This window comes from Pseudomonas sp. AF03-9, from assembly GCF_020515815.1.
Classification (GTDB): domain Bacteria; phylum Pseudomonadota; class Gammaproteobacteria; order Pseudomonadales; family Pseudomonadaceae; genus Aquipseudomonas.
On record NZ_JAHPJF010000019.1, the window covers coordinates 1 to 19,358 of the forward strand.

General features: G+C 62.4%; 13 protein-coding genes. 7 read left to right on the forward strand and 6 right to left on the reverse strand.

From position 1 onward, the window contains the following. From LIY36_RS22180 to LIY36_RS22190, 3 genes are all read right to left on the reverse strand, one after another. A partial coding sequence (locus tag LIY36_RS22180) for a DUF6531 domain-containing protein (RefSeq protein ID WP_442962226.1) occupies nt 1-1,371 on the reverse strand: 1,371 nt, incomplete at its 3' end. Nucleotides 1,372-1,469: 98 nt separating this feature from the next. Next, on the reverse strand, nt 1,470-4,553 hold the full coding sequence (locus LIY36_RS22185) for an efflux RND transporter permease subunit (protein WP_226457168.1): 3,084 nt from the start codon (nt 4,551-4,553) through the stop codon (nt 1,470-1,472). 2 nt (nt 4,554-4,555) lie between these two features. Next, nucleotides 4,556-5,662: an efflux RND transporter periplasmic adaptor subunit gene (locus tag LIY36_RS22190; protein ID WP_226457169.1), complete on the reverse strand. Its 1,107-nt coding sequence runs from the start codon at nt 5,660-5,662 to the stop codon at nt 4,556-4,558. Nucleotides 5,663-5,856: 194 nt separating this feature from the next. Between LIY36_RS22190 and LIY36_RS22195 the strand changes: the two genes are divergently transcribed. Beyond that, complete coding sequence (locus tag LIY36_RS22195; RefSeq protein ID WP_226457170.1) at nt 5,857-6,723, forward strand: pirin family protein; 867 nt, start codon at nt 5,857-5,859, stop codon at nt 6,721-6,723. A gap of 168 nt (nt 6,724-6,891) precedes the next feature. Next, nucleotides 6,892-8,337 carry a mechanosensitive ion channel family protein gene (locus tag LIY36_RS22200; RefSeq protein WP_226457171.1) on the forward strand — a complete coding sequence of 482 codons (1,446 nt, stop codon included), beginning with the start codon at nt 6,892-6,894 and terminating at the stop codon, nt 8,335-8,337. Between the two features lie 18 nt (nt 8,338-8,355). On the opposite strand, the gene LIY36_RS22205 is transcribed toward LIY36_RS22200, so the two are convergent. Further along, nucleotides 8,356-10,506, reverse strand: coding sequence for a TonB-dependent siderophore receptor (locus LIY36_RS22205; protein ID WP_226457172.1), 2,151 nt, complete (start codon nt 10,504-10,506; stop codon nt 8,356-8,358). 193 nt (nt 10,507-10,699) lie between these two features. Between LIY36_RS22205 and LIY36_RS22210 the strand changes: the two genes are divergently transcribed. After that, the gene (locus tag LIY36_RS22210) at nt 10,700-11,479 is read left to right on the forward strand and encodes an acetoin reductase (RefSeq protein WP_192299759.1); all 780 of its coding nucleotides are present in this window, start codon (nt 10,700-10,702) and stop codon (nt 11,477-11,479) included. A gap of 67 nt (nt 11,480-11,546) precedes the next feature. On the opposite strand, the gene LIY36_RS22215 is transcribed toward LIY36_RS22210, so the two are convergent. Then, nucleotides 11,547-13,397 (reverse strand): sigma-54-dependent Fis family transcriptional regulator, encoded by a 1,851-nt coding sequence (locus LIY36_RS22215; protein ID WP_226457173.1) that lies wholly within the window; start codon nt 13,395-13,397, stop codon nt 11,547-11,549. A gap of 299 nt (nt 13,398-13,696) precedes the next feature. Here LIY36_RS22215 and LIY36_RS22220 point away from each other — a divergent pair, with 299 nt between their 5' ends. Genes LIY36_RS22220 through LIY36_RS22230 form a run of 3 tightly spaced genes read left to right on the forward strand, consistent with a single transcriptional unit; the run spans nt 13,697 to nt 16,820 of the window. Then, nucleotides 13,697-14,674 (forward strand): thiamine pyrophosphate-dependent dehydrogenase E1 component subunit alpha, encoded by a 978-nt coding sequence (locus LIY36_RS22220; RefSeq protein ID WP_226457174.1) that lies wholly within the window; start codon nt 13,697-13,699, stop codon nt 14,672-14,674. 26 nt (nt 14,675-14,700) lie between these two features. Then, nucleotides 14,701-15,720, forward strand: a complete 1,020-nt coding sequence (locus LIY36_RS22225) for an alpha-ketoacid dehydrogenase subunit beta (protein ID WP_226457175.1) — start codon at nt 14,701-14,703, stop codon at nt 15,718-15,720. Beyond that, nucleotides 15,717-16,820: an acetoin dehydrogenase dihydrolipoyllysine-residue acetyltransferase subunit gene (locus LIY36_RS22230; protein ID WP_226457176.1), complete on the forward strand. Its 1,104-nt coding sequence runs from the start codon at nt 15,717-15,719 to the stop codon at nt 16,818-16,820. The genes LIY36_RS22225 and LIY36_RS22230 overlap by 4 nt, the downstream gene beginning before the upstream one ends. 432 nt (nt 16,821-17,252) lie before the next feature. On the opposite strand, the gene LIY36_RS22235 is transcribed toward LIY36_RS22230, so the two are convergent. Continuing rightward, on the reverse strand, nt 17,253-18,509 hold the full coding sequence (locus LIY36_RS22235; protein WP_226457177.1) for a hypothetical protein: 1,257 nt from the start codon (nt 18,507-18,509) through the stop codon (nt 17,253-17,255). 365 nt (nt 18,510-18,874) lie between these two features. Between LIY36_RS22235 and LIY36_RS22240 the strand changes: the two genes are divergently transcribed. Beyond that, nucleotides 18,875-19,285 (forward strand): SRPBCC family protein, encoded by a 411-nt coding sequence (locus tag LIY36_RS22240; RefSeq protein WP_226457178.1) that lies wholly within the window; start codon nt 18,875-18,877, stop codon nt 19,283-19,285. Nucleotides 19,286-19,358 lie beyond the last annotated feature (73 nt).

Here is a 19,358-nt window from a genome sequence, read left to right on the forward strand (position 1 = left end):
AAGCCGCGTCCACTCGAACGACAACACCCCGTCCAGCACACCGTCGGTGAGGGTCAGCAACTCTTCGCCGGTGACCATCGACACCGGGCAGCCGTGGGTCGTGGTTTTATCCGCAGCCGCAGCGGCATCGCCGTTGGGGTTCTTGCCCGCGGCGGGCACATCATCGACAGGTTCTTGCCGCACCAACGTCGTGTGCTGCCTGGACTTGCTCCGCACCGCCGTCACCGGGTTGGAAACCAGCTCGGTCCCGGCCTTCAACTGCGCACTCGGCACCCCCGAAATCGGCGTCGCGGGACTGCCCAGCAACACCGGTTTGGCTGCTTCGACATGCGCCTCCAGCTTCGATCCTGCCAACTGCTTGGCCAAAAACTCCAGCCACTGGCGCGCCCGGCCAGACTTGACGTGCCCGAGTACCTGAACACCCAGGCGCACCACAACGCCCATCACACCGGCGACCCGGATCAGCAGCAGGGCGATGAGCACCTCGCTGGTGATTTCGCCCATCAGTTCGCTCATCTCTTGCGGCGGCAGCAGGCGCATCCAACTGACCATCGCCGACAGGTAGATGAACAGCAGCGGTTCATCGCTGAGCACCAGCAAACCCTTGGCAATGCGGTCTTGGCCCAGTGCCAGCAGGTCGTCGAGTTCGGTTTGGGAGAGGTAGTGCAGCAGTTTTTCGCTGTTGGGCTTGAGGTCGGCCAATAGCTCATACAGCTGTGGGATGTTGTCCCACAGGTTGTAAAGCGCCTTGCCCATGCCAGTCAGAAACGCCGTTTCTTCCAGCCGGCGGCGTGCAAGCGGGCTGGCATCCGTGTAGTCCTTCCACTGGGCTTCGAATGTGTTGGTCCACGCTTCGCGCAGGCGCGCTTCCAGGTCGAGGATCACGTCCTGGTAGGACGCATACAGCACCTTGAGGTGATCCTTGGAAATATTGGGGTAGAAACTGAGCCGATACTGCTGGTTACGCTCACACTCGGTGATTTCGAGGATACCGCTGGGGCCGATGGTCTTGTGAATCGGCTCGCCCAGTGGGCCGCCATTGGGGTCAACGCGTTGCAGCATCACCGGCGTGTTGCCGATGGGCACGAACCGTGTGCTCTGGAACAGGTGCACCAGGGTCAACGTGCCGTTGGCCGGGCATGTGGCGAGGGTGCTGCTGGGAATGATGGAGCGGTTGACTGGCGCAACCAGCGCCACTTCATCACCGACCTTGAACACCTGCTCGACCTCCAGCGCCGAAAAGCTCCAGAAGCTTTCAGCCCAGTCGTCAAAGGTGTTCAGGCATTTGCGAAAATCGTGTAGGACGGCCTCGACATCGACCGTCTTCGCATCCATTGGGGTCAGGGCCAGCCTGCCAATGGCCGGGTTCACGAAACGGCCCTTACAACATGAAACTCCATCTGCAATCCCTCGCACTGTGAAATCAGGCGAGGGACTCTGCAGAGGATTTCAGGGCAGGGGAGTAGAGCTTATCCGGCGCTAGCGTGGGACGTTTCGACAACTGGCGTCTTCTGTCGCCCCAGCACCAGGCTGCACAGCGCTGGCAGGAACAACAGCGTCAACAGGGTACCCACCAGCACCCCGCCGATCAGCACGTAGGCCAGGGACGACCAGAACACCGACAACGTCAGTGGGATAAACGCCAATGCCGCCGCCAGCGCGGTGAGGATCACTGGCCGTGCACGGCGTACCGTGGCTTCGACAATCGCCTCGCGGATCGCCATGCCATGTTGCTGGTTCTGGCGAATCTGGTCGGTGAAGATCAACGTGTTACGCATCAAAATCCCGCCAATCCCGATCAGCCCCAGAATCGCGTTGAACCCGAACGGCTGGTTGAACAGCAACAAGGTCGGCACCGCGCCAATCAAGCCCAGCGGTGCGGTGGCGAAGACCATGAACATCACGCCGAACGAGCGCACCTGGAACATGATCACGGTGAGGGTCAGCAGGATCATGATCGGGAACAGTGCGGCCAGGGCGACGTTGGCCTTGGCGCTTTCTTCCACCGGGCCACCGATGTCGATGTGGTAACCGGCAGGCAGTTGGGCGATCAACGGTTGCAGGTCTTTGTAAACGGCCATTTCCACGTCGGGCGGTTGTACGCCGTCGATGATGTCGGCGCGAACTTCGACAGTGGTGGTGCGGTTGCGGCGCTTGAGGATCGGCTCTTCCATCACCGCCTGGAAATGCCCGACCTGGGCCAGCGGCACGGCGGTGCCGGCGCTGTTGGTGAGCGTCATGTTGCTGAGGTTGCCAAGGTTTTCGCGCTGGCTGCCTTGGGCGCGGGCAACCACGGACACGGTGCGGTTGCCTTCGCGCACTTCGGTGATCGGGTTGCCGCTGAGCAGGGCGTTGAGCTGGGACTTGACCTCGTTGGGGGTGAAACCCAGCAGGCGCAGACGGTCTTGATCGAGCACCAGGCGGTAGCCACTGCTGCGCTCGCCCCAATCGAGGAAGGCGTCTTTAGTCAGCTTGTTGGCCGCGACGACTTTGCGCACGTCTTCGGACACGCTGCGCAGTACCTCCACGTTGGGACCGGAAACACGAAATACCACCGGGAACGGCACCGGCGGGCCAAACAGCAATTGCGTCACGCGAACGCGGGCGGAAGGGAATTCGCCTGCCGCAATTCGCTCGCGCATGCGTAGCTTCAAAGCATCGCGCGCGTGGGAATCCGCCGTCTGTACGATCAACTTGGCAAATGCCGCGTCAGGCAATTCCGGGTTCAGTGACAGAAAGAACCTTGGCGCACCGCCGCCCACGTAAGTGTCGACCAGGCGGGTTTGCGGTTCTTGCAACAGGGCTTTTTCCAGCTGCGCGGCCACCGCTTCAGTGCTTTTAAATGCGCTGCCGGGGGGCATGTACACCTCCAGGATCAGTTCGGAGCGGTCGGAGTTGGGGAAGAACTGCTTTTTCACCGCGCCCATGCCCAGCCCGCACAACACAAAGGCCGTCACCACCAGACCAGTGACCAGCCAGCGATGTCGTACGCAGCGTTCGACCAAATCGCGCAGCCGCTGGTAATAACGTCCGGCATAAATGGCGTCATGCCCGCCGGGTACCGGCGTGATGTTCGGCAGCAGTTTCACGCCCAGATAGGGGGTGAACACCACCGCCACCAGCCAGGATGAAATCAATGCAAAACCGACGATCCAGAAGATGTTGCCGGCGTATTCCCCGGCGCCGGAGCGGGCAAAACCCACGGGCAGAAAGCCGATGATCGTCACCAATGTACCGGTCAACATCGGCGCGGCGGTGGAGCTCCAGGCAAAGGTTGCGGCGTGGACCCGGTCGAATCCCTCTTCGAGTTTCACCACCATCATTTCGATGGCGATGATCGCGTCGTCCACCAGCAGGCCCAGGGAAATGATCAGCGCGCCAAGGGTGATGCGATCAAATTCGCGGCCGGTGAGCAGCATGATCACAAACACCACCGACAGGGTCAGCGGCACCGCGGCGGCCACCACCAGACCCACGCGAAAGCCCAGCGCCAGCAGGCTGATCAGCATCACCACCGCCAGGGCGACGAAGAATTTCAGCATGAATTCGTTGACCGCCAGGCTGATGTTTTTTGCCTGGTCGGAGACTTTCGCGAAGTTGACGCCCAAGGGCAGGTCTGCCTGGATTCTGGCTTCCTGGGCCTTGAGGCTCTTGTCCAGTTCCAGGCCGTTCCAGTGTTTTTCCATGATCACGCCGAGCATCAGCGCTGGGTCACCCTGGTGGCGGATGCGGTAGCTGGGCGGGTCTTCGTAGCCGCGGCTGACGGTGGCCACATCGGCGATGCGCAGCACGCGGCCGTTGACTTCCAGCGGCACGTTTTCGATCAGCGCCAGGCTGTCGAAGGCGCCGTCGATACGGATGTAGGCCCGCGCACCGGCGGTCTCGACAAACCCCGACGGCGCCACGGCGTTTTGCGCGGCCAGTGCGGTAAAAATCTGATCCGGCTTGATGCCCAGGGTTGCCAGGCGCTCGTAGGAAAACTCGACAAATACCCGCTGCGCTTGTTCGCCGAGAATATTGACCTTCTTCACCCCCGGCAGATTGAGCAAACCCTGGCGCAGTTCTTCAGCCATTTGCACCTGTTGCCGGTGGGGCAGGTGTTCGGCTTCCAGTGCGTACAAGGCGAAGTACACGTCGGAATATTCGTCGTTGAACAACGGGCCGATCACGCCCTTGGGCAGCTTCGCGGCTTCGTCGCTGAGCTTTTTGCGGGTTTGGTAGAAGAGGTCCTGGATCTCGCCCGGGCGGGTGGACTCTTTGAAGGTCATGCGCATTGACACAAAGCCCGGCTGGGCGATGGTCTCGACGCGGTCGTAGTAGTCGAGTTCCTGCAGGCGTTTTTCCAGGCGGTCGGCAACTTGTTCCTGCATTTCCGCGGCAGTGGCGCCGGGCCAGGCGGCGGTGATGGTCATGACTTTGACGGTAAACGACGGGTCTTCGGCGCGACCCAGTTTGCCGAACGAGAAGATCCCCGCGGCCAGAATCGCCAGGATCAGGAACAGCGTGACGGCCCGGTGTTTGACCGCCAGTTCGGAGAGGTTGATGCCGCGCATGCTCAGTGGTCCCTTTTGTGGTTGAGGGCCAGTGCCTGGGCGGGTAGCAGGCGCACCGCATCACCGCTGTGCAGCAGGTGGGCGCCGAGGGCGACGATGAGTTGGCCAGGGGCCACGCCGCTGTCGAGCAGGGCGTCTTCCTGGCCGAGACTGACAACGTTGACCGGGGCGAAGCTGACGCTGTCGTCCGCGCCGATCAGCCACACGCCGGTGCCTTGCCCGGCGTCGTGCAAGGCGCCGATGGGCACGCGGGTTTGCACGGCCTGGTCGTTGCCTTGCAGGCGCAGGGTGATCGTCGAGCCGAGGGCGAAACGATCGACGGTGCCATGCAGCACGTAGCGGGCGCGGTAGGTGCGGGTGGCCGGGTCGGCACTCGCGGACAGCTCGCGCAGGGTGGCGGTGACCGCCTGGTCCGGCGCGCCGAAGGGGAACGCCAGGGCGCGCTGGGAGGCTTGGTCACGCCTGTTTTCCGGCAGGTTGACGATGGCTTCACGGGCGCCGTCATGGGCCAGGCGTGCGACGATCTGACCTTCGGCGACCACTTGGCCGCGGTCGACCCGCACATCGGTGAGGATGCCGTCGCCATCGGCCTTGAGCACGGAGTAGGTGCGGCGGTTCTCGATCTGGCTGGCGTCGGATTGGGCCGACGCCAACTCGGCTTCGGCGACGCGCAGGTTGGTCGCCGCTTGGTCGAAGATCTGCCGCGACACCGCGCCAGTGGTGGCCAGGCGCTGGTAGCGGTTGGCATCGTCACGGCGTTGGCGCAGTTGGGCCTGGGCGGCGTTGACGCGGTTCCTGGCCGAGCGCAGGGCCAGATCGAAGTCGCCGATGTCCAGCACCAGCAGGGTGTCGCCACGGGACACGTGTTGGCCGGGATCGACTTTGCGCTCGATGACCTTGCCGCTGACCCGGAAGCCCAGGTCGCTTTCCGTCCGCGCCGCGACCACGCCGGTGTAGGCGCTTTGCTGAGTGCTGGCGGCTTCGACTTTGGCCGCGAGCACCGGACGGGGCTGGGGAACTTGGGCGGCAGTGTCGGCCTGGCTGTTGCAGCCGCTGAGCACGATCAGCAGGGCCAGGGCGGTGAGAGGGCGCAGGGGAGGAGAGTTCATGGCGGGCTCCGGGGGATTGTCGCTGTAAATTACGGACGTAATATTTCGACAAATATTATGCTCGAAATATTAATTGGTCCAGTCCTCTGTGGGAGTGGGGTTATCGTTCCGCCAGTAGGACAGTAAAGGTTGTTTTTGCCGTCTAGCGCTCAATTGCTACCGGATTTAAGGTGTATCCACTTTGGAGGAACACCATGAAAAAACTCATCGGCATCTACACCAGTCCACGCGGCCATTGGGTCGGCGACGGTTTTCCGGTGCGCACGCTGTTTTCCTACGACAACCTGGGCAAACACATCAGCCCATTCCTGTTACTGGACCACGCTGGCCCGGCGGATTTCACCCCGACCACTGAGCGTCGCGGCGTAGGCCAACACCCCCATCGCGGCTTCGAAACCGTGACCATCGTCTACGACGGCGAAGTCGAACACCGCGACTCCACCGGCGCCGGCGGCATCATCGGCCCGGGCGATGTGCAATGGATGACGGCCGCCAAAGGCATCATCCACGAAGAATTCCACTCCGAAGCCTTCGCCCGTAAAGGCGGCGCGCTGGAGATGGTGCAACTGTGGGTCAACCTGCCCGCCAAGGACAAAATGGCCGACGCGGGTTACCAGACCATCGTCGACACGGATATTCCGCTGCTGCCATTGGCGGATGACGCCGGGCAGCTGCGCTTGATCGCCGGGGAATTCGCCGGGGCCAAAGGCCCGGCGCGGACCTTTACGCCGATTGATGTGTGGGACTTGCGCCTCAATGCAGGTAAACCAGTGACCCTGGACCTGCACGTCGGGCGTAACAGCGCGCTGGTGATCCTGCGCGGTACGGTGCTGGTCAACGGCGAAAACGTCGCACGCCAGGGGCAGTTGGTATTGTTTGAGCGCGATGGCCGCCAAATCAGCCTGGAGGCCAATGACGATGCCAAGGTGTTGTTGCTCAGTGGAGAACCGATTGACGAACCGATCGTGGGGCATGGTCCGTTTGTGATGAATACTGAGCAGGAAATTCATCAGGCGTTTGAGGATTTCCACTCGGGTCGGTTTGGGCGGATGCACGATTAACCGCCCACCGCCAAACCCCTGTGGGAGCTGGCTTGCCTGCGATAGCATCACCTCGGTCCAGCAGATAAACCGAGGTGCTCGCATCGCAGGCAAGCCAGCTCCCACATTTCGTTTTCCAGCGTTGCCATTTCATGCGATCTTCTCGCCATTCGCCCTGGAGTCGCCTGGATGCCCTCATTTATCTCCGATCACCCCATGCTCTGTGCCCTGGGGCTGATCTTTATCGACATCGCCGTCTGGCGTCTTATCTCCGCCGACCTCGCCAACTGGAAGCTCGCCGCGCGGCTGGTGATTTTTGCGGTGTTCAGCGCCGTGCTGTTCAACGATGGCATGAACCCCATGCTGGTTGCGCCCTACGCCGACAACACCGCACTGCACATGGCCGCGACGGCCTTGCAGATCGGCTGGTGGCTGTTCGCGGCGCGTACGCTCACGGTGCTGCTTGGTGCGTTGATGATGCAGCGGGTCGGTCACACCGGGCGGTTGTTGCAGGATCTGCTCGGCGCGGTGATTTTCCTGATTGCGATCATCGCCGCTCTGGCCTACGTGCTCGACCTGCCGGTCAAGGGCGTGCTGGCCACTTCCGGTGCGGTGGCGATCATTGTCGGCCTGGCGCTGCAAAGTACTTTGAGCGACGTGTTTTCCGGGATCGTGCTCAATACCACCAAGCCCTACCAGCTGGATGACTGGATCTCCATCGACGGCACCGAGGGCCGTGTCACCGACATCGATTGGCGTGCCACGCGCCTGCAAACCTCCCAGGGCAGCCTGGCGGTGATCCCCAATTCCCTGGCGGCCAAGGCCAAGATCATCAACTTTTCGCGCCCGGCGGATATGTTCGGCCTGGCGGTCAGCCTGCAAGTCAGCCCCCATGCACGCCCGCAAACGGTGATCGAGGCCCTGGAGCGGGCGATGCAAGGCTGCCGACCGTTGCTGGCGAATCCGGCGCCCAGCGTGGCGTTCAAAACCAGCGGCAGCGCGGGCGTGGAGTATGAAATCAGCGGCTTTGTGCCGGCCATGAGCCTCAAGCGCGAGGTACGCAACCAGCTTTACGACCTGGCTTTCCGTCACCTGCAATCGGCGGGTGTGAGCCTGTTGTCCGCCACCGAAAGCAGCACGCCAGCCACTGCATCGGCGGCGCGGGCGCTGTTGGAGCGTTCGTCGATTTTCTCGACCCTGCGCCAGGAAGAAAAAGACACCTTCAGTCAGAACATGACCCTGCACACCTATCGCACCGGCGAGATGATTCTGGCGGCAGGGGAGGTCAGTGATCATCTGTTCATCATCGAGTCCGGCGTGGTCTCGGTGATGTTGACCAAGGGAGGCCACAAGTTCGAAGCCGGGCGCATGGGGCCGGGCGAGGCGATTGGTGAGGCGGGAATCCTGTCGGATCAGGCGGCGCTGGCGGACTTTTCGGCTAAGACCTTCTGCACCCTGTACCGCATCGAGAAGGAATACCTCAAGCCGTGCCTGGAGGCGCGGCATGACATCAGCGAGGCGATGAAAGCGCTGTTGGATTTCCGCCTGCACGCGGCGCAGGCCCTGACCCAGGAAACGCCCGTGGTGCCGGTGAAGAAGGGCTTCTTGCAGTGGCTGAAAAAGCGCGGGCTCTAGGCCCGCGCTCGCGTTCGATCAGAAGTTCACCGTGGCACTCAGGCGCGCGGTCAGTGGCGCGCCCTGGAACAGGTAGTCATCGCCCAGGTACTCGCCCGCATCACGCCAGTAGCGCTTGTCGAACAGGTTGTCGACGCTCAGGCGCAGCACCGTCTCATAGCCGTCTACCTTGGTGGTGTAGCGGCTGCCCACATTGACCACTGCGTAATCGCCGACTTCCACCGTGCCGTCGCGGTTGGCGGCCTTCTTCGCGCTGTACTGCACGCCGCCGAGCACCGCCAGGCCGTTGACCCACGGCAGCGCGTAGTCGGCGTACAGGCTGGCGCGCAGCTTGGGCACGTTGATCGCCTGGTGGCCCTCGTATTGCGCGGTGCCGCTGCCGGTGACCCGTGCACGGATCGCCGCCACGCTACTGGAAATCTGCAGGCGTTCGGTGGCCCAGCCATTGGCCGACAGCTCCAGCCCGGTGTTTTTCTGCTCGCCTTGTTGCACGTAGTTGAACGCGCCCGTGCCGTCCGGCTTGGCGTACTGGTAGGCCTGGCGGGTCTGGAACACGGCGGCGGCGAAGCTGATGCGGCGCCAGTCGTATTTCACCCCGGCTTCGAGCTGGCGTGAGGTGGTGGGGGCCAGGGTTTCGCCGTCGTTGATGGTGGTCCATGGCGCTTCACCGCCCAGGGACAGGCCCTTGCTGTAGCTGGTGTACAACGACAGGTTTTCCACCGGCTTGTAGATCAACGATGCCTGGGGCAGGAATTCGTATGTCTGGGTGTGGCGTTGCTGGTTGCCGAACTCATCAAACGCCTTTTCATCCAGGCGCACTTCGCGGCCTCCGAGGATGGTTTGCCATTGCTCGTTCAGACGAATGCGGTCGGTGACGAACAGGCCGTACTGGCGGCTGTCGAGGCGCCGGTGCTTGTCGTTCAGCGGTACGTCGGTGGGGGTGAAGGTCGGGGCATCCACATTGATGTTGGAGCTGCCGATGTATTCGTTCACTGACTTGCGCTTGTCGATCACCCGGCGAAAGGCGCTGGTGCCGAAGGTCAGTTCATGGCCCAGGCTGCCGGTGTCGAACAGCCCGGTCATGGCCGCCTGCACTTCGTCGTCACGGCGGGTGTCGTCGGGGCTGCGGTAGTCGTAGACGTCGTAGTCGCCGGTGGGGCCGAAGGTTGCGGTGCCGCAATCGGTCACGTAGAAGCAGCCGTAGGCAAACGAGCTGTAATCGTCAATCACCACCTTGCTGCGCGCCGCGCTGACGTTGCCTTTCCACTGATCACTGAAGCGGTACTCGAACTTGCCGTTGAGGTTCAGCGAATCGATCCCCACCGGCTTCGAGCCGCTCTGGTGCCCCAGCAGTTTTTTCGGCGAGGCGTCGTTCGGCACTTCAGTGCCGCCGAGCAACTGGTAGCCCGGCACCGAGCGCTGTTGCTTGTTCTGGTATTCGGCGTCCAGTTGCAGCACGGCGTCGGGGCTGATGTTCCAGTCGAAGGCCAGGGACAGGAAATCGCGCTGGCCATTGGCGTGTTCCACATAGGAATGCAGGTCTTCATGGGCGACGTTGGCACGCAGGCCGAATTGCTTGTCGCTGCCAAACCAGCCGCCGACGTCGGTGGCGATGTAGCCGCTGCCGCGATCATCGGTGGACACCGTCACCGAACGCACATCTTCCGGGCGCTTGGTCACGTAGTTGATCACGCCGCTGGGCTCGGAAATGCCGCTCTGCAAACCGGCCAGGCCCTTGAGCACCTCGACCTGCTGCTTGTTTTCCAGGGCAACGTTCTGCTCGCCGGTGATGGTGCGCCCGTTGATCTTGTAGCTGCTCGCCGCGTTCAGCGAGAAGCCGCGCACCACAAAGTTTTCGTAGTAGCCGATGGGGGCGTAGCTGTCGCCCACCGACGCGTCGTTGCGCAACACCTCACTGAGCAGGCGTGCTTGCTGGTCCTTGATCAACTGCGCGTTGATCACCGCGATCGACGCCGGCGTATCGAGCAGAGCGGCTTCGCTGAAGCCGCTGACCGACGCGGTTTCGCTGCGATAGCCGGTTTCATCCTGGCCCAGAACGTTCACCGCCGGCAGCTCCAGCTCGGCCGCGAGGCTGCTGCCGATGCCGCCACTGAGCAGCAGGCCGAGGGCGAAACGTGAAGTGACGACGGGACGAAAACGCAAAACCATGGGGGCAGGGCCTTAAAGCGCGGGGCGGGGGGCGCATAAGCTAGGCATAAGTGCACACTTTTACAAGGCTTCGAGAATGATTCGCGGCTTGAGACAACCCGTCTCAGCCCTCACGCCGATCCAGCTGGACCTCGACAGCGGGCGTGCACAGCTGCGATAGACAAGGCTTCTCTCACTGTTGCAGGAGATTGTCATGGGTATCGCTGGAAAAGTTGCGCTGGTCACCGGCGCCGGGCAGGGCATCGGCCGGGCCATTGCTCTGCGCCTGGCACAGGACGGGGCCGACATCGCCCTGGTGGACATCAACGGCGCCAAGCTCGAAGCCGTTGCCGCTGAAGTCGTGGGCCTGGGCCGCAAGGCGTCGGTATTCGTCGCCGACGTGTCCAAGCTTGAGCAAGTGGTGGCCGCGGTGGAGCACGCGCACCAGACCCTGGGAGGCTTTGACATCATCGTCAACAACGCTGGGGTGGCGCAGATTGATTCGCTGCTGGAGGTCAGCCCGGAGCAGGTCGAGCGCACCTTGGGCATCAACGTGCAGGGCGTGCTGTGGGGCATCCAGGCCGCCGGCAAGAAATTCAAGGCACTCAAGCAAAAGGGCAAGATCATCAATGCCTGTTCCATCGCAGGCCATGAAGGGTTCGCGCTGCTGGGCGTGTACTCGGCGACCAAGTTCGCGGTGCGTGCGCTGACTCAGGCGGCGGCCAAGGAACTGGCGAGCGCGGGGATTACCGTGAATGCGTATTGCCCCGGCGTAGTGGGCACGGACATGTGGGTGGAGATCGACAAGCGCATGGCGCAGATCACTGGCGCCGAAGTCGGGGCGACGTACAAGAAGTATGTGGATGGCATTGCATTGGGCCGGGCGCAAACGCCAGAGGATGTCGCGGGGTTGGTCTCCTACCTGGCTGGGCCGGACGCGGATTACATGACCGGCCAGGCGCCATTGATCGACGGCGGCCTGGTCTACCGCTAAGCCTCTAGGTGGGCTCGGTCTAATGTGGGAGCAGGCAAGCCAGCTCCCACATTTTGATCCCATTGTGTCAGGTGGTTTTGTTGGGCATGTCGATACCCAGCTGGTTGACTCGGCGATACAGGGTTGCCCTGGAGATCCCCAGCGCCTGCGCCGTCGGCAGCGGCTTCCAGCGATGGCGGATCAACGCATCGAGCACCAACTGGCGCTGCGGGCTGACGCTTTCTTCAACCCCCACCGCCACCTGTTCCCCACGCACTTCCACTGGCAGGTCCGTCACTTGCAGCGTGTCGCCGTCACACACCGCGCAGGCATACGCCAACACGTGCCGCAGTTGCCGCACATTGCCCGGCCAGGCGTAGCCCAGCAGTAACTCCAGCGCGGTGCTGGCGATACCCACAGGCTGCGCTTGCTGCTCCAGCAACCGATTGATCAACGCCAGCTTGTCGGTACGCTCACGCAAGGGCGGCAGGCAGAAACGCGCGCAGCCGAGGCGGAAGTACAGGTCTTCACGAAAGCGCCCCTCACTCACCAACCCCGCCAGGTCGCGGTGGCTGGCGCAGATCACCTGGATGTCCACCGCGCGGGTTTTCGCCGCGCCCAGTGGGGCCACTTCGCCTTCGGCCATCACCCGCAGCAGGCGCGTTTGCAGCGCCAGGGGCATGTCGCCGATTTCATCGAGGAACAAGGTGCCGCCGTCGGCCTGCACCAACAGCCCCGGCATGCCCTTGCTGGATGCGCCGGTGAAGGCCCCGGCGACGTAGCCAAACAGCTCGCTTTCAATCAGGTTCTCGGGAATCGCCGCGCAGTTCACCGCCACGAACGGCCCGTGACGCCGGGCGCTGCGTTCATGCAACTGGCGGGCGAACACCTCTTTGCCGGCGCCGGTTTCGCCTTGCACCAGCACCGGCAGGTTGCGGTCCTTGACCCGTACGGCCAGGCGCAGGTGTTCTTCCACGCGCGCATCGACCTGCGGGGCAATCGCTGCCCGTGTCGGTTTGCGCCGCGGCGCGTTGATGCGAACGTGCAGCGCGCCCGGTTCCCCCAGCAGCTGCAGTTGTTGGGTTGATTGCTCGCTGACGGCGCGCAATGCATCCAGGTCAAACACCTCGCCGATATGTTCCGGCACCTGGCCAAAGCGTCGCCGCAACGCCTGGCGCGCCTTGCTGTTCAAGGCGTGCAGGCGCCCGTCGCGGTCCCAGGCCAGCAACAGATCGGGCTGGCTGTCCACATACCCCGGCGTGCTGTGGGCTTGTAGCACCCAATGCTCGCGGGCGCTGTGCATGAAGAAGGCGTTTTCGATGGCCTCGGCACTTTGCGCCACCAACTGCCGCACCAGGTGCTGGCTGCGCCGGTCATCCGGGGATTTCAGCGCCGAGGCGTCCATGACCCCGAGCAGGTTGCCCTGGGGGTCGAAGATCGGCGCGGCGGAGCAAGTCAGGCCGATGAAGGCCGCGCGGAAGTGATCGCGCTTGTGCACCGTCACCGCCGCCTTGCTGGTCAGCACCGTGGCCACGCCGCAGGTGCCTTCTTCGGCTTCCGACCAGCAGGTGCCCAGATACAGGCCGGCCTTGCGGCAGTCGGTGCGGATCGAAGTGTCCACGCGGTGGTCGATGGTCTGGCCCTGGGCGTCGGTGAGCATCACGCAATAATCGGCCTGGCGCACACGGTGGTGCAGTTGGCCGACGGCTTCAGCGGCGATGCGCATGAACAGTTCGGCGCGCTCGCGGCATTCCTTGAGCAAGGGTTCACTGAGGATGCGTGGCCCCTGCAAGGAACCGGGGTCGAGGTGATGTTGTTCCATGGAGCGCCGCCACGAATCGAAGATCAGCGACGGCACCGGCGCCTCGGGCAGGCGGTCGGCATTGCGGACCACGCGACTGACGCAGTCGACGTGTTCCCTGGAGTTCGCGGCGAGCATAAGGCCTCCGGTTCTCGATCTTTGTTGTTATGCCCGCCATTAAGCGCGCATGCGTCGGGTCGGACAAGCGCGGCCTGACCAACAGCCCGGGATGAGACGCGGCGTCTCAGCAAGCCTGAGACGCGAGCTGCGCGGTGCAATCTGCCGTCTCATTCTGCGGTGGCTTGCCGCACCGCCACAACTGCTCTGGATCAAGGCTTTGCCAGGTTTTTTCGCGCCTTGGCACAGGCTGTGCTGAAGGCCCTGTAGCTGAATACCCTCAGCCTTTTGTGTGTCGAGACAACCTGGAGAACAACAAGATGTCCACTCACCTGTCCACCGATCAATTGCTGCATGCCTACACCGTGATGCGCACCATCCGTGATTTCGAAGAGCGCTTGCACGTGGAATTCGCCACCGGCGAGATCCCCGGTTTCGTGCACCTGTACGCCGGCCAGGAGGCCAGTGCCGCCGGGGTCATGGCCCACCTCAACGATGAAGATTGCATCGCCTCCAACCACCGTGGTCACGGTCACTGCATCGCCAAGGGCGTGGACGTGTTCGGCATGATGGCCGAGATCTACGGCAAGAAAACCGGCGTGTGCGGCGGCAAGGGCGGCTCCATGCACATTGCCGACCAGGAGAAGGGCATGCTCGGCGCCAACGGCATCGTCGGCGCGGGTGCGCCGCTGGCGGCCGGTGCCGCGCTGGCGTCCAAGCTCAAGGGTAGCCAGGGCGTGGCGGTGGCCTTTTTTGGCGACGGCGGCTCCAACGAGGGCGCGGTGTTCGAAGCGATGAACCTGGCCGCGATCATGAAGTTGCCATGCCTGTTCGTTGCCGAAAACAACGGTTATGCCGAGGCCACCGGTTCCGGTTGGTCGGTGGCGTGCAAGGACATCGCCGAGCGTGCCGTGGGCTTTGGCATGCCGGGGGTGATTGTCGATGGCAATGATTTTTTCGCCGTGCACGCCGCCCTCGGCGTTGCCGTCGAACGTGCGCGTAACGGCGAGGGGCCAACGTTGGTGGAAGTGAAACTAAGCCGCTTCTACGGCCACTTCGAAGGCGATGCGCAAACCTATCGCGGCCCCGATGAAGTGAAGAACCTGCGCGACACCGCCGACTGCCTGGCGCTGTTCCGCCAACGCTGCACCGCCGAGGGCTGGCTGGAAGCAGCGCAATTGGAGCGCATCGACGGCGAAGTCGCGCAACTGATCGAAGACGCCGTGCGTCGCGCCAAGTCCGACCCCAAGCCCCAGGCCGCCGACCTGCTCAGTGATGTCTACGTCGCCTACCGCTAATAACAATAATCCGTGGAGAGAATCTTATGGCTCGCAAAATCAGCTACCAGCAGGCAATCAACGAAGCCCTGGCCCAGGAAATGCGCCGTGACAAGAGCGTGTTCATCATCGGCCAGGACGTTTCCGGTGGCACCGGATCGCCCGGCGAACAAGACGCCTGGGGCGGTGTGCTCGGGGTGACCAAGGGCCTGTACCCGGAATTTCCCGAGCGCGTGCTGGACGCGCCGCTGTCCGAGGTCGGCTACGTTGGCATGGCGGTCGGCGCCGCCACCCGAGGCATGCGCCCGGTGTGCGAATTGATGTTCGTTGACTTTATCGGTTGCTGCCTCGACCAACTGCTCAACCAGGCGGCCAAATTCCGCTACATGTTCGGCGGCAAGACCACCACGCCGCTGGTGATCCGCGCCATGTACGGCGCCGGCCTGCGCGCGGCGGCCCAGCATTCGCAGATGCTCACCTCGATGTGGACGCACATCCCTGGCCTGAAGGTGGTGTGCCCGGCCACGCCGTATGACGCCAAGGGCATGTTGATCCAGGCAATCCGCGACAACGACCCGGTGATCTTCCTTGAGCACAAGATGCTCTACAGCCTGCAAGGTGAAGTCCCGGAAGAGCTCTACACCGTGCCCTTCGGCGAAGCCAACTTTGTACGCGAAGGCAAGGATGTCACCCTGGTGACCTACGGGCGCATGCTGCATGTCGCCCTGGAAGCCGCGACCAACCTGGCGCGCCAGGGCATCGACTGCGAAGTGCTGGACCTGCGCACCACCAGCCCGTTGGACGAAGACAGCATCCTCGAAAGCGTGGAAAAAACCGGGCGACTGGTGGTGATCGATGAGTCCAACCCACGCTGTTCCATCGCTACCGATATCAGCGCGTTGGTGGCGCAGCGCGCGTTTTCTTGCCTGCGTGCGCCGATTGAAATGGTCACCGCGCCACACACGCCGGTGCCGTTCTCCGATGCGCTGGAAGACCTGTACATCCCCAACGCCGCGAAGATCGAAGCCGCCGTGCTGAAGATCGCCGACAAGAGGAATGCCGCATGATCCATACCTTGACCATGCCCAAGTGGGGGCTGTCGATGACCGAGGGGCGTATCGACGTCTGGCTCAAGCAACCCGGCGACCGGGTAGAGAAGGGCGAGGAAGTGCTCGATGTGGAGACCGACAAGATTTCCAGCAGCGTCGAGGCGCCGTTCAGTGGCGTGTTGCGCCGGGTCCTGGCGCTGAGCGACGAGACCTTGCCGGTGGGCGCGTTGCTGGGGATTGTGGTGGACGGTGACGCCAGCGAAGCGGAGATCGACGCGGTGATCGACAGCTTCAATGCCGGGTTTGTGTCCAATGCGGCCGAGGCCGAAGCGTCGGGGCCGAGTGCGCAGAAGGTCGAGATCGGCGGGCGCCTGCTGCGTTATCTAGACCTGGGCGAGGGCGGCACGCCGCTGGTGCTGGTGCACGGTTTTGGCGGCGACTTGAACAACTGGTTGTTCAACCAACCGGCACTGGCCGCCGAGCGCCGGGTGATCGCCCTGGACTTACCGGGGCACGGAGAGTCGGGCAAGCAGTTGCACACAGGGGACGCCGAGGAGTTGAGCCAGGCCGTGCTCGACCTGCTCGATCATCTGCGGTTGGACCGCGTGCACCTGGCCGGGCATTCCATGGGCGGGTTGGTGTCACTGACGGTTGCCGACCGCGCGCCCGCACGCATTGCCTCGCTGGCGCTGATCGCCAGCGCTGGGTTAGGCACGGACATCAATGGTGAGTATCTGCAAGGCTTTGCCGAGGCGAACAATCGCAACGCGCTCAAGCCGCAACTGACTCAACTGTTCAGCGATCCCGCACTGGTGACGCGGCAGATGCTGGAGGACATGCTCAAGTTCAAGCGCCTGGAGGGTGTGGATCAGGCGTTGCGCCAACTCAACGGCGCGCTGTTTGACGGCGGGCGGCAGAAGGTGGACCTGCGCCATGTGGTCGGTCGCCAACCGAGCCTGGTGATCTGGGGCAGTGATGATGCAATCATCCCGGTGCGCCATGCACAGGGGCTGGAGGCGCAGGTGGAAGTGCTGCCGGGGCAGGGGCATATGGTGCAGTTGGAGGCGGCTGAACAGGTGAACCAGCTTATGGCGACCTTCCTCAAATCCCAAGCCTGACAACACTCTAAATGTGGGAGCAGGCAAGCCAGCTCCCACAGTTTTTGACCGTGTTTTAACCTTGGCGCCTTAGGGGTTCACTGGGATGGTGCGCTGAGATGCCACATTGTGGAGGGCGCATCAGGACACTTGGTCAGCCTTATGGCATACAGGACGATGGCAGCGTGAGATGAACCTCGATTCGTCTTGCTTCTTGGACGTAGGCGGCTGCAATCATACAGGGATTGGTTGCGGCTATGCACCAGTCCAGATAGGGGGTGGGGTCTATGTATCTGAACGCACTTTGCAAAGGACTGTTATCTCTCTCGAACGCCGATTCGCAGAAATATCCCGGGTGAAGCGGCACACCCTGCACCGATAACGCTACTCCTCCAAAGCAGATTGATGCTGCAAGGCACAGCTCACGCAAATTGCGTCTGCGAATAAATCTCTTCATGGCAACGTAGCTCCTACCGAATCGAAATTGAGCGCGGCATCGGTCGCGTATCCCACTACATAGGTGCCCGAAGGTGAAATGCTATTCAAATAGCTGGTCAGCCCAGGCGTCACCGGCGGTATAGCAACGGTTCCTCCCGAGGGAGTCCAAAAGCACCCGGTCTCGTATTGGCTGGCGTTCACGCAGTTCAAGGCTACGGTGTTGTTGTTGGCAAAACCCGCGGCACTGATCAGATTGTTACCTTGCAGCGGTTGGATGGACTGGACGGTGAAGGAGTTCGTAGGGTCTGGCCAGTAAAGAGGCTTCTCGAATCCAGTCGGGTCCTTGCCATACGCCAATACATGCCCAAGATCATTGATTGCCACGGCGTTGTTCAGTGCATTCAACGGCATCGTCAGGAGCGAAGGGGGGCTGCTTGGCGTGTTCCAGAATGCGGTTTGCCCTGTGTTCGAGGCCGTTCCCGGAAACACGCAGGTACCGACGAATTGGCCCTGATTATTCATGTCTACGGCAAAGCAGTAAGTGGCTCCTGCCGGTAATGCCGGTACAAGAAGGCTGTATCCTCCACCGCTCCACTTAGCAACCTTGATAACGGGCGGCCCGTCTGGTCCTGGGCAATTCAACAGAATAAGCGGGCGACCATCGAATAAGGTGTCGGTCAAATCAACTCCCGCGCAATTGTCGCCCCAGCCTGACACCCGTTCTGGTGTTGCGCTGCCAGCGGTGTAGGTCACCACCGTTGGGGCTCCGTTTGCGCTCAGGCTCCGCGCCACAACCACGCCGTTCTGATTTTGTGCGGTGGGCATCGTTTGTTTGTCAGCCGGGCGCAACAGCGGGAACAGCAAGGTTCCTGGCAGCGGGTTCATAGCTATTGGGGGCGCGGCTGGCGTAGCCGCGTTCCAAAAAACGGCGTAGAAGATACCGGCGTTGCTCGCGCAGGTGCCCACTATCGAACCATTGTTAGCGATAGCGGATACTTGGCAGGGTTTTCCTGTGGCCAATGGTGCCAGTTGTTGCTGGGGGCCTCCCAGTGTTGTCGAGTACCATGGTCCGGTGTTGGCACTGGGCGTGGTCGAACTGCAGCCACCCACGATCTGCCCACTGTCGTTGACTCCAACCGTCTCGCATTGCACTCCGGCGGCATGACCTGAACTGACGTAAGTCGCTGCATTGGCGATCACTCCGTGTCCGCACATCACTACGCCAACACTCAACACCATCGGTAGAATCCGTTGTCTGAACGAGCGTTGCATAATCCGTCCTTCCCTGGCTGAAAGAATCATCTACTGAGGGGAAACCCCGCAGTCCCTTCGACGCCAGTAAACGCCCGGATCGAAGGCGGCACAACTGTCACTTCTGACAGGTACAGGACGAGTTGCCACAAGGCTCGGTGAGTGCCTGGCGGAACCTCTCCACCCACCGCCACAGGTTCGCTTCGAAAACCCGCGAGCCAGCCCTGCAATCCTGCGGGCGACGAATGTGGGTGAAGTCGCCGATCGTGTGGCGTACATTGCTTCACGGTTTTTTTTGCGACAACCGGTGCCGCGTTGCGGGGCGACGGCGGTGGGGGCGTCAGCATGGCGATCTGAATTGTTTTCCATTTTCTGGAGTATTTATCGTGGCAACAGCGTCTTCTGTGATTGAAATCCCTGTATCGGCCGATCAGGTCTGGCAATTGGTCGGCGGCTTCAACAGCCTGCCGGACTGGTTGCCGTTGATCGTCAAGAGTGAGCCGAGTGAAGGCGGGCGTCTGCGTCACCTGACGACCGCCGACGGTGGCGTGATCGTGGAGCGTATGCAGACGTTTGATAACGTCGGGCGTACCTACAGCTACACCATCGAACAATCGCCGTTCCCGGTCAGTGCTTACCTGGCGACGTTGCAGGTTGAAGCCTTGACTGACGCGTCGGCCAAAGTCACCTGGTCGGGTGTGTTCACGCCGGTGGACGGTGTGACGGATGCCGAGGTGGAAGAGCTGTTTGCCGGTGTCTACAAGGGTGGGGTTGAGGCGCTGCGGGCGAACTTCTGACCTGATCTAGCTGGCGCTGCAAGTCCAATGTGGGAGCGGGCTTGCCCGCGATTGCGGTGGTTCAGTGAATATA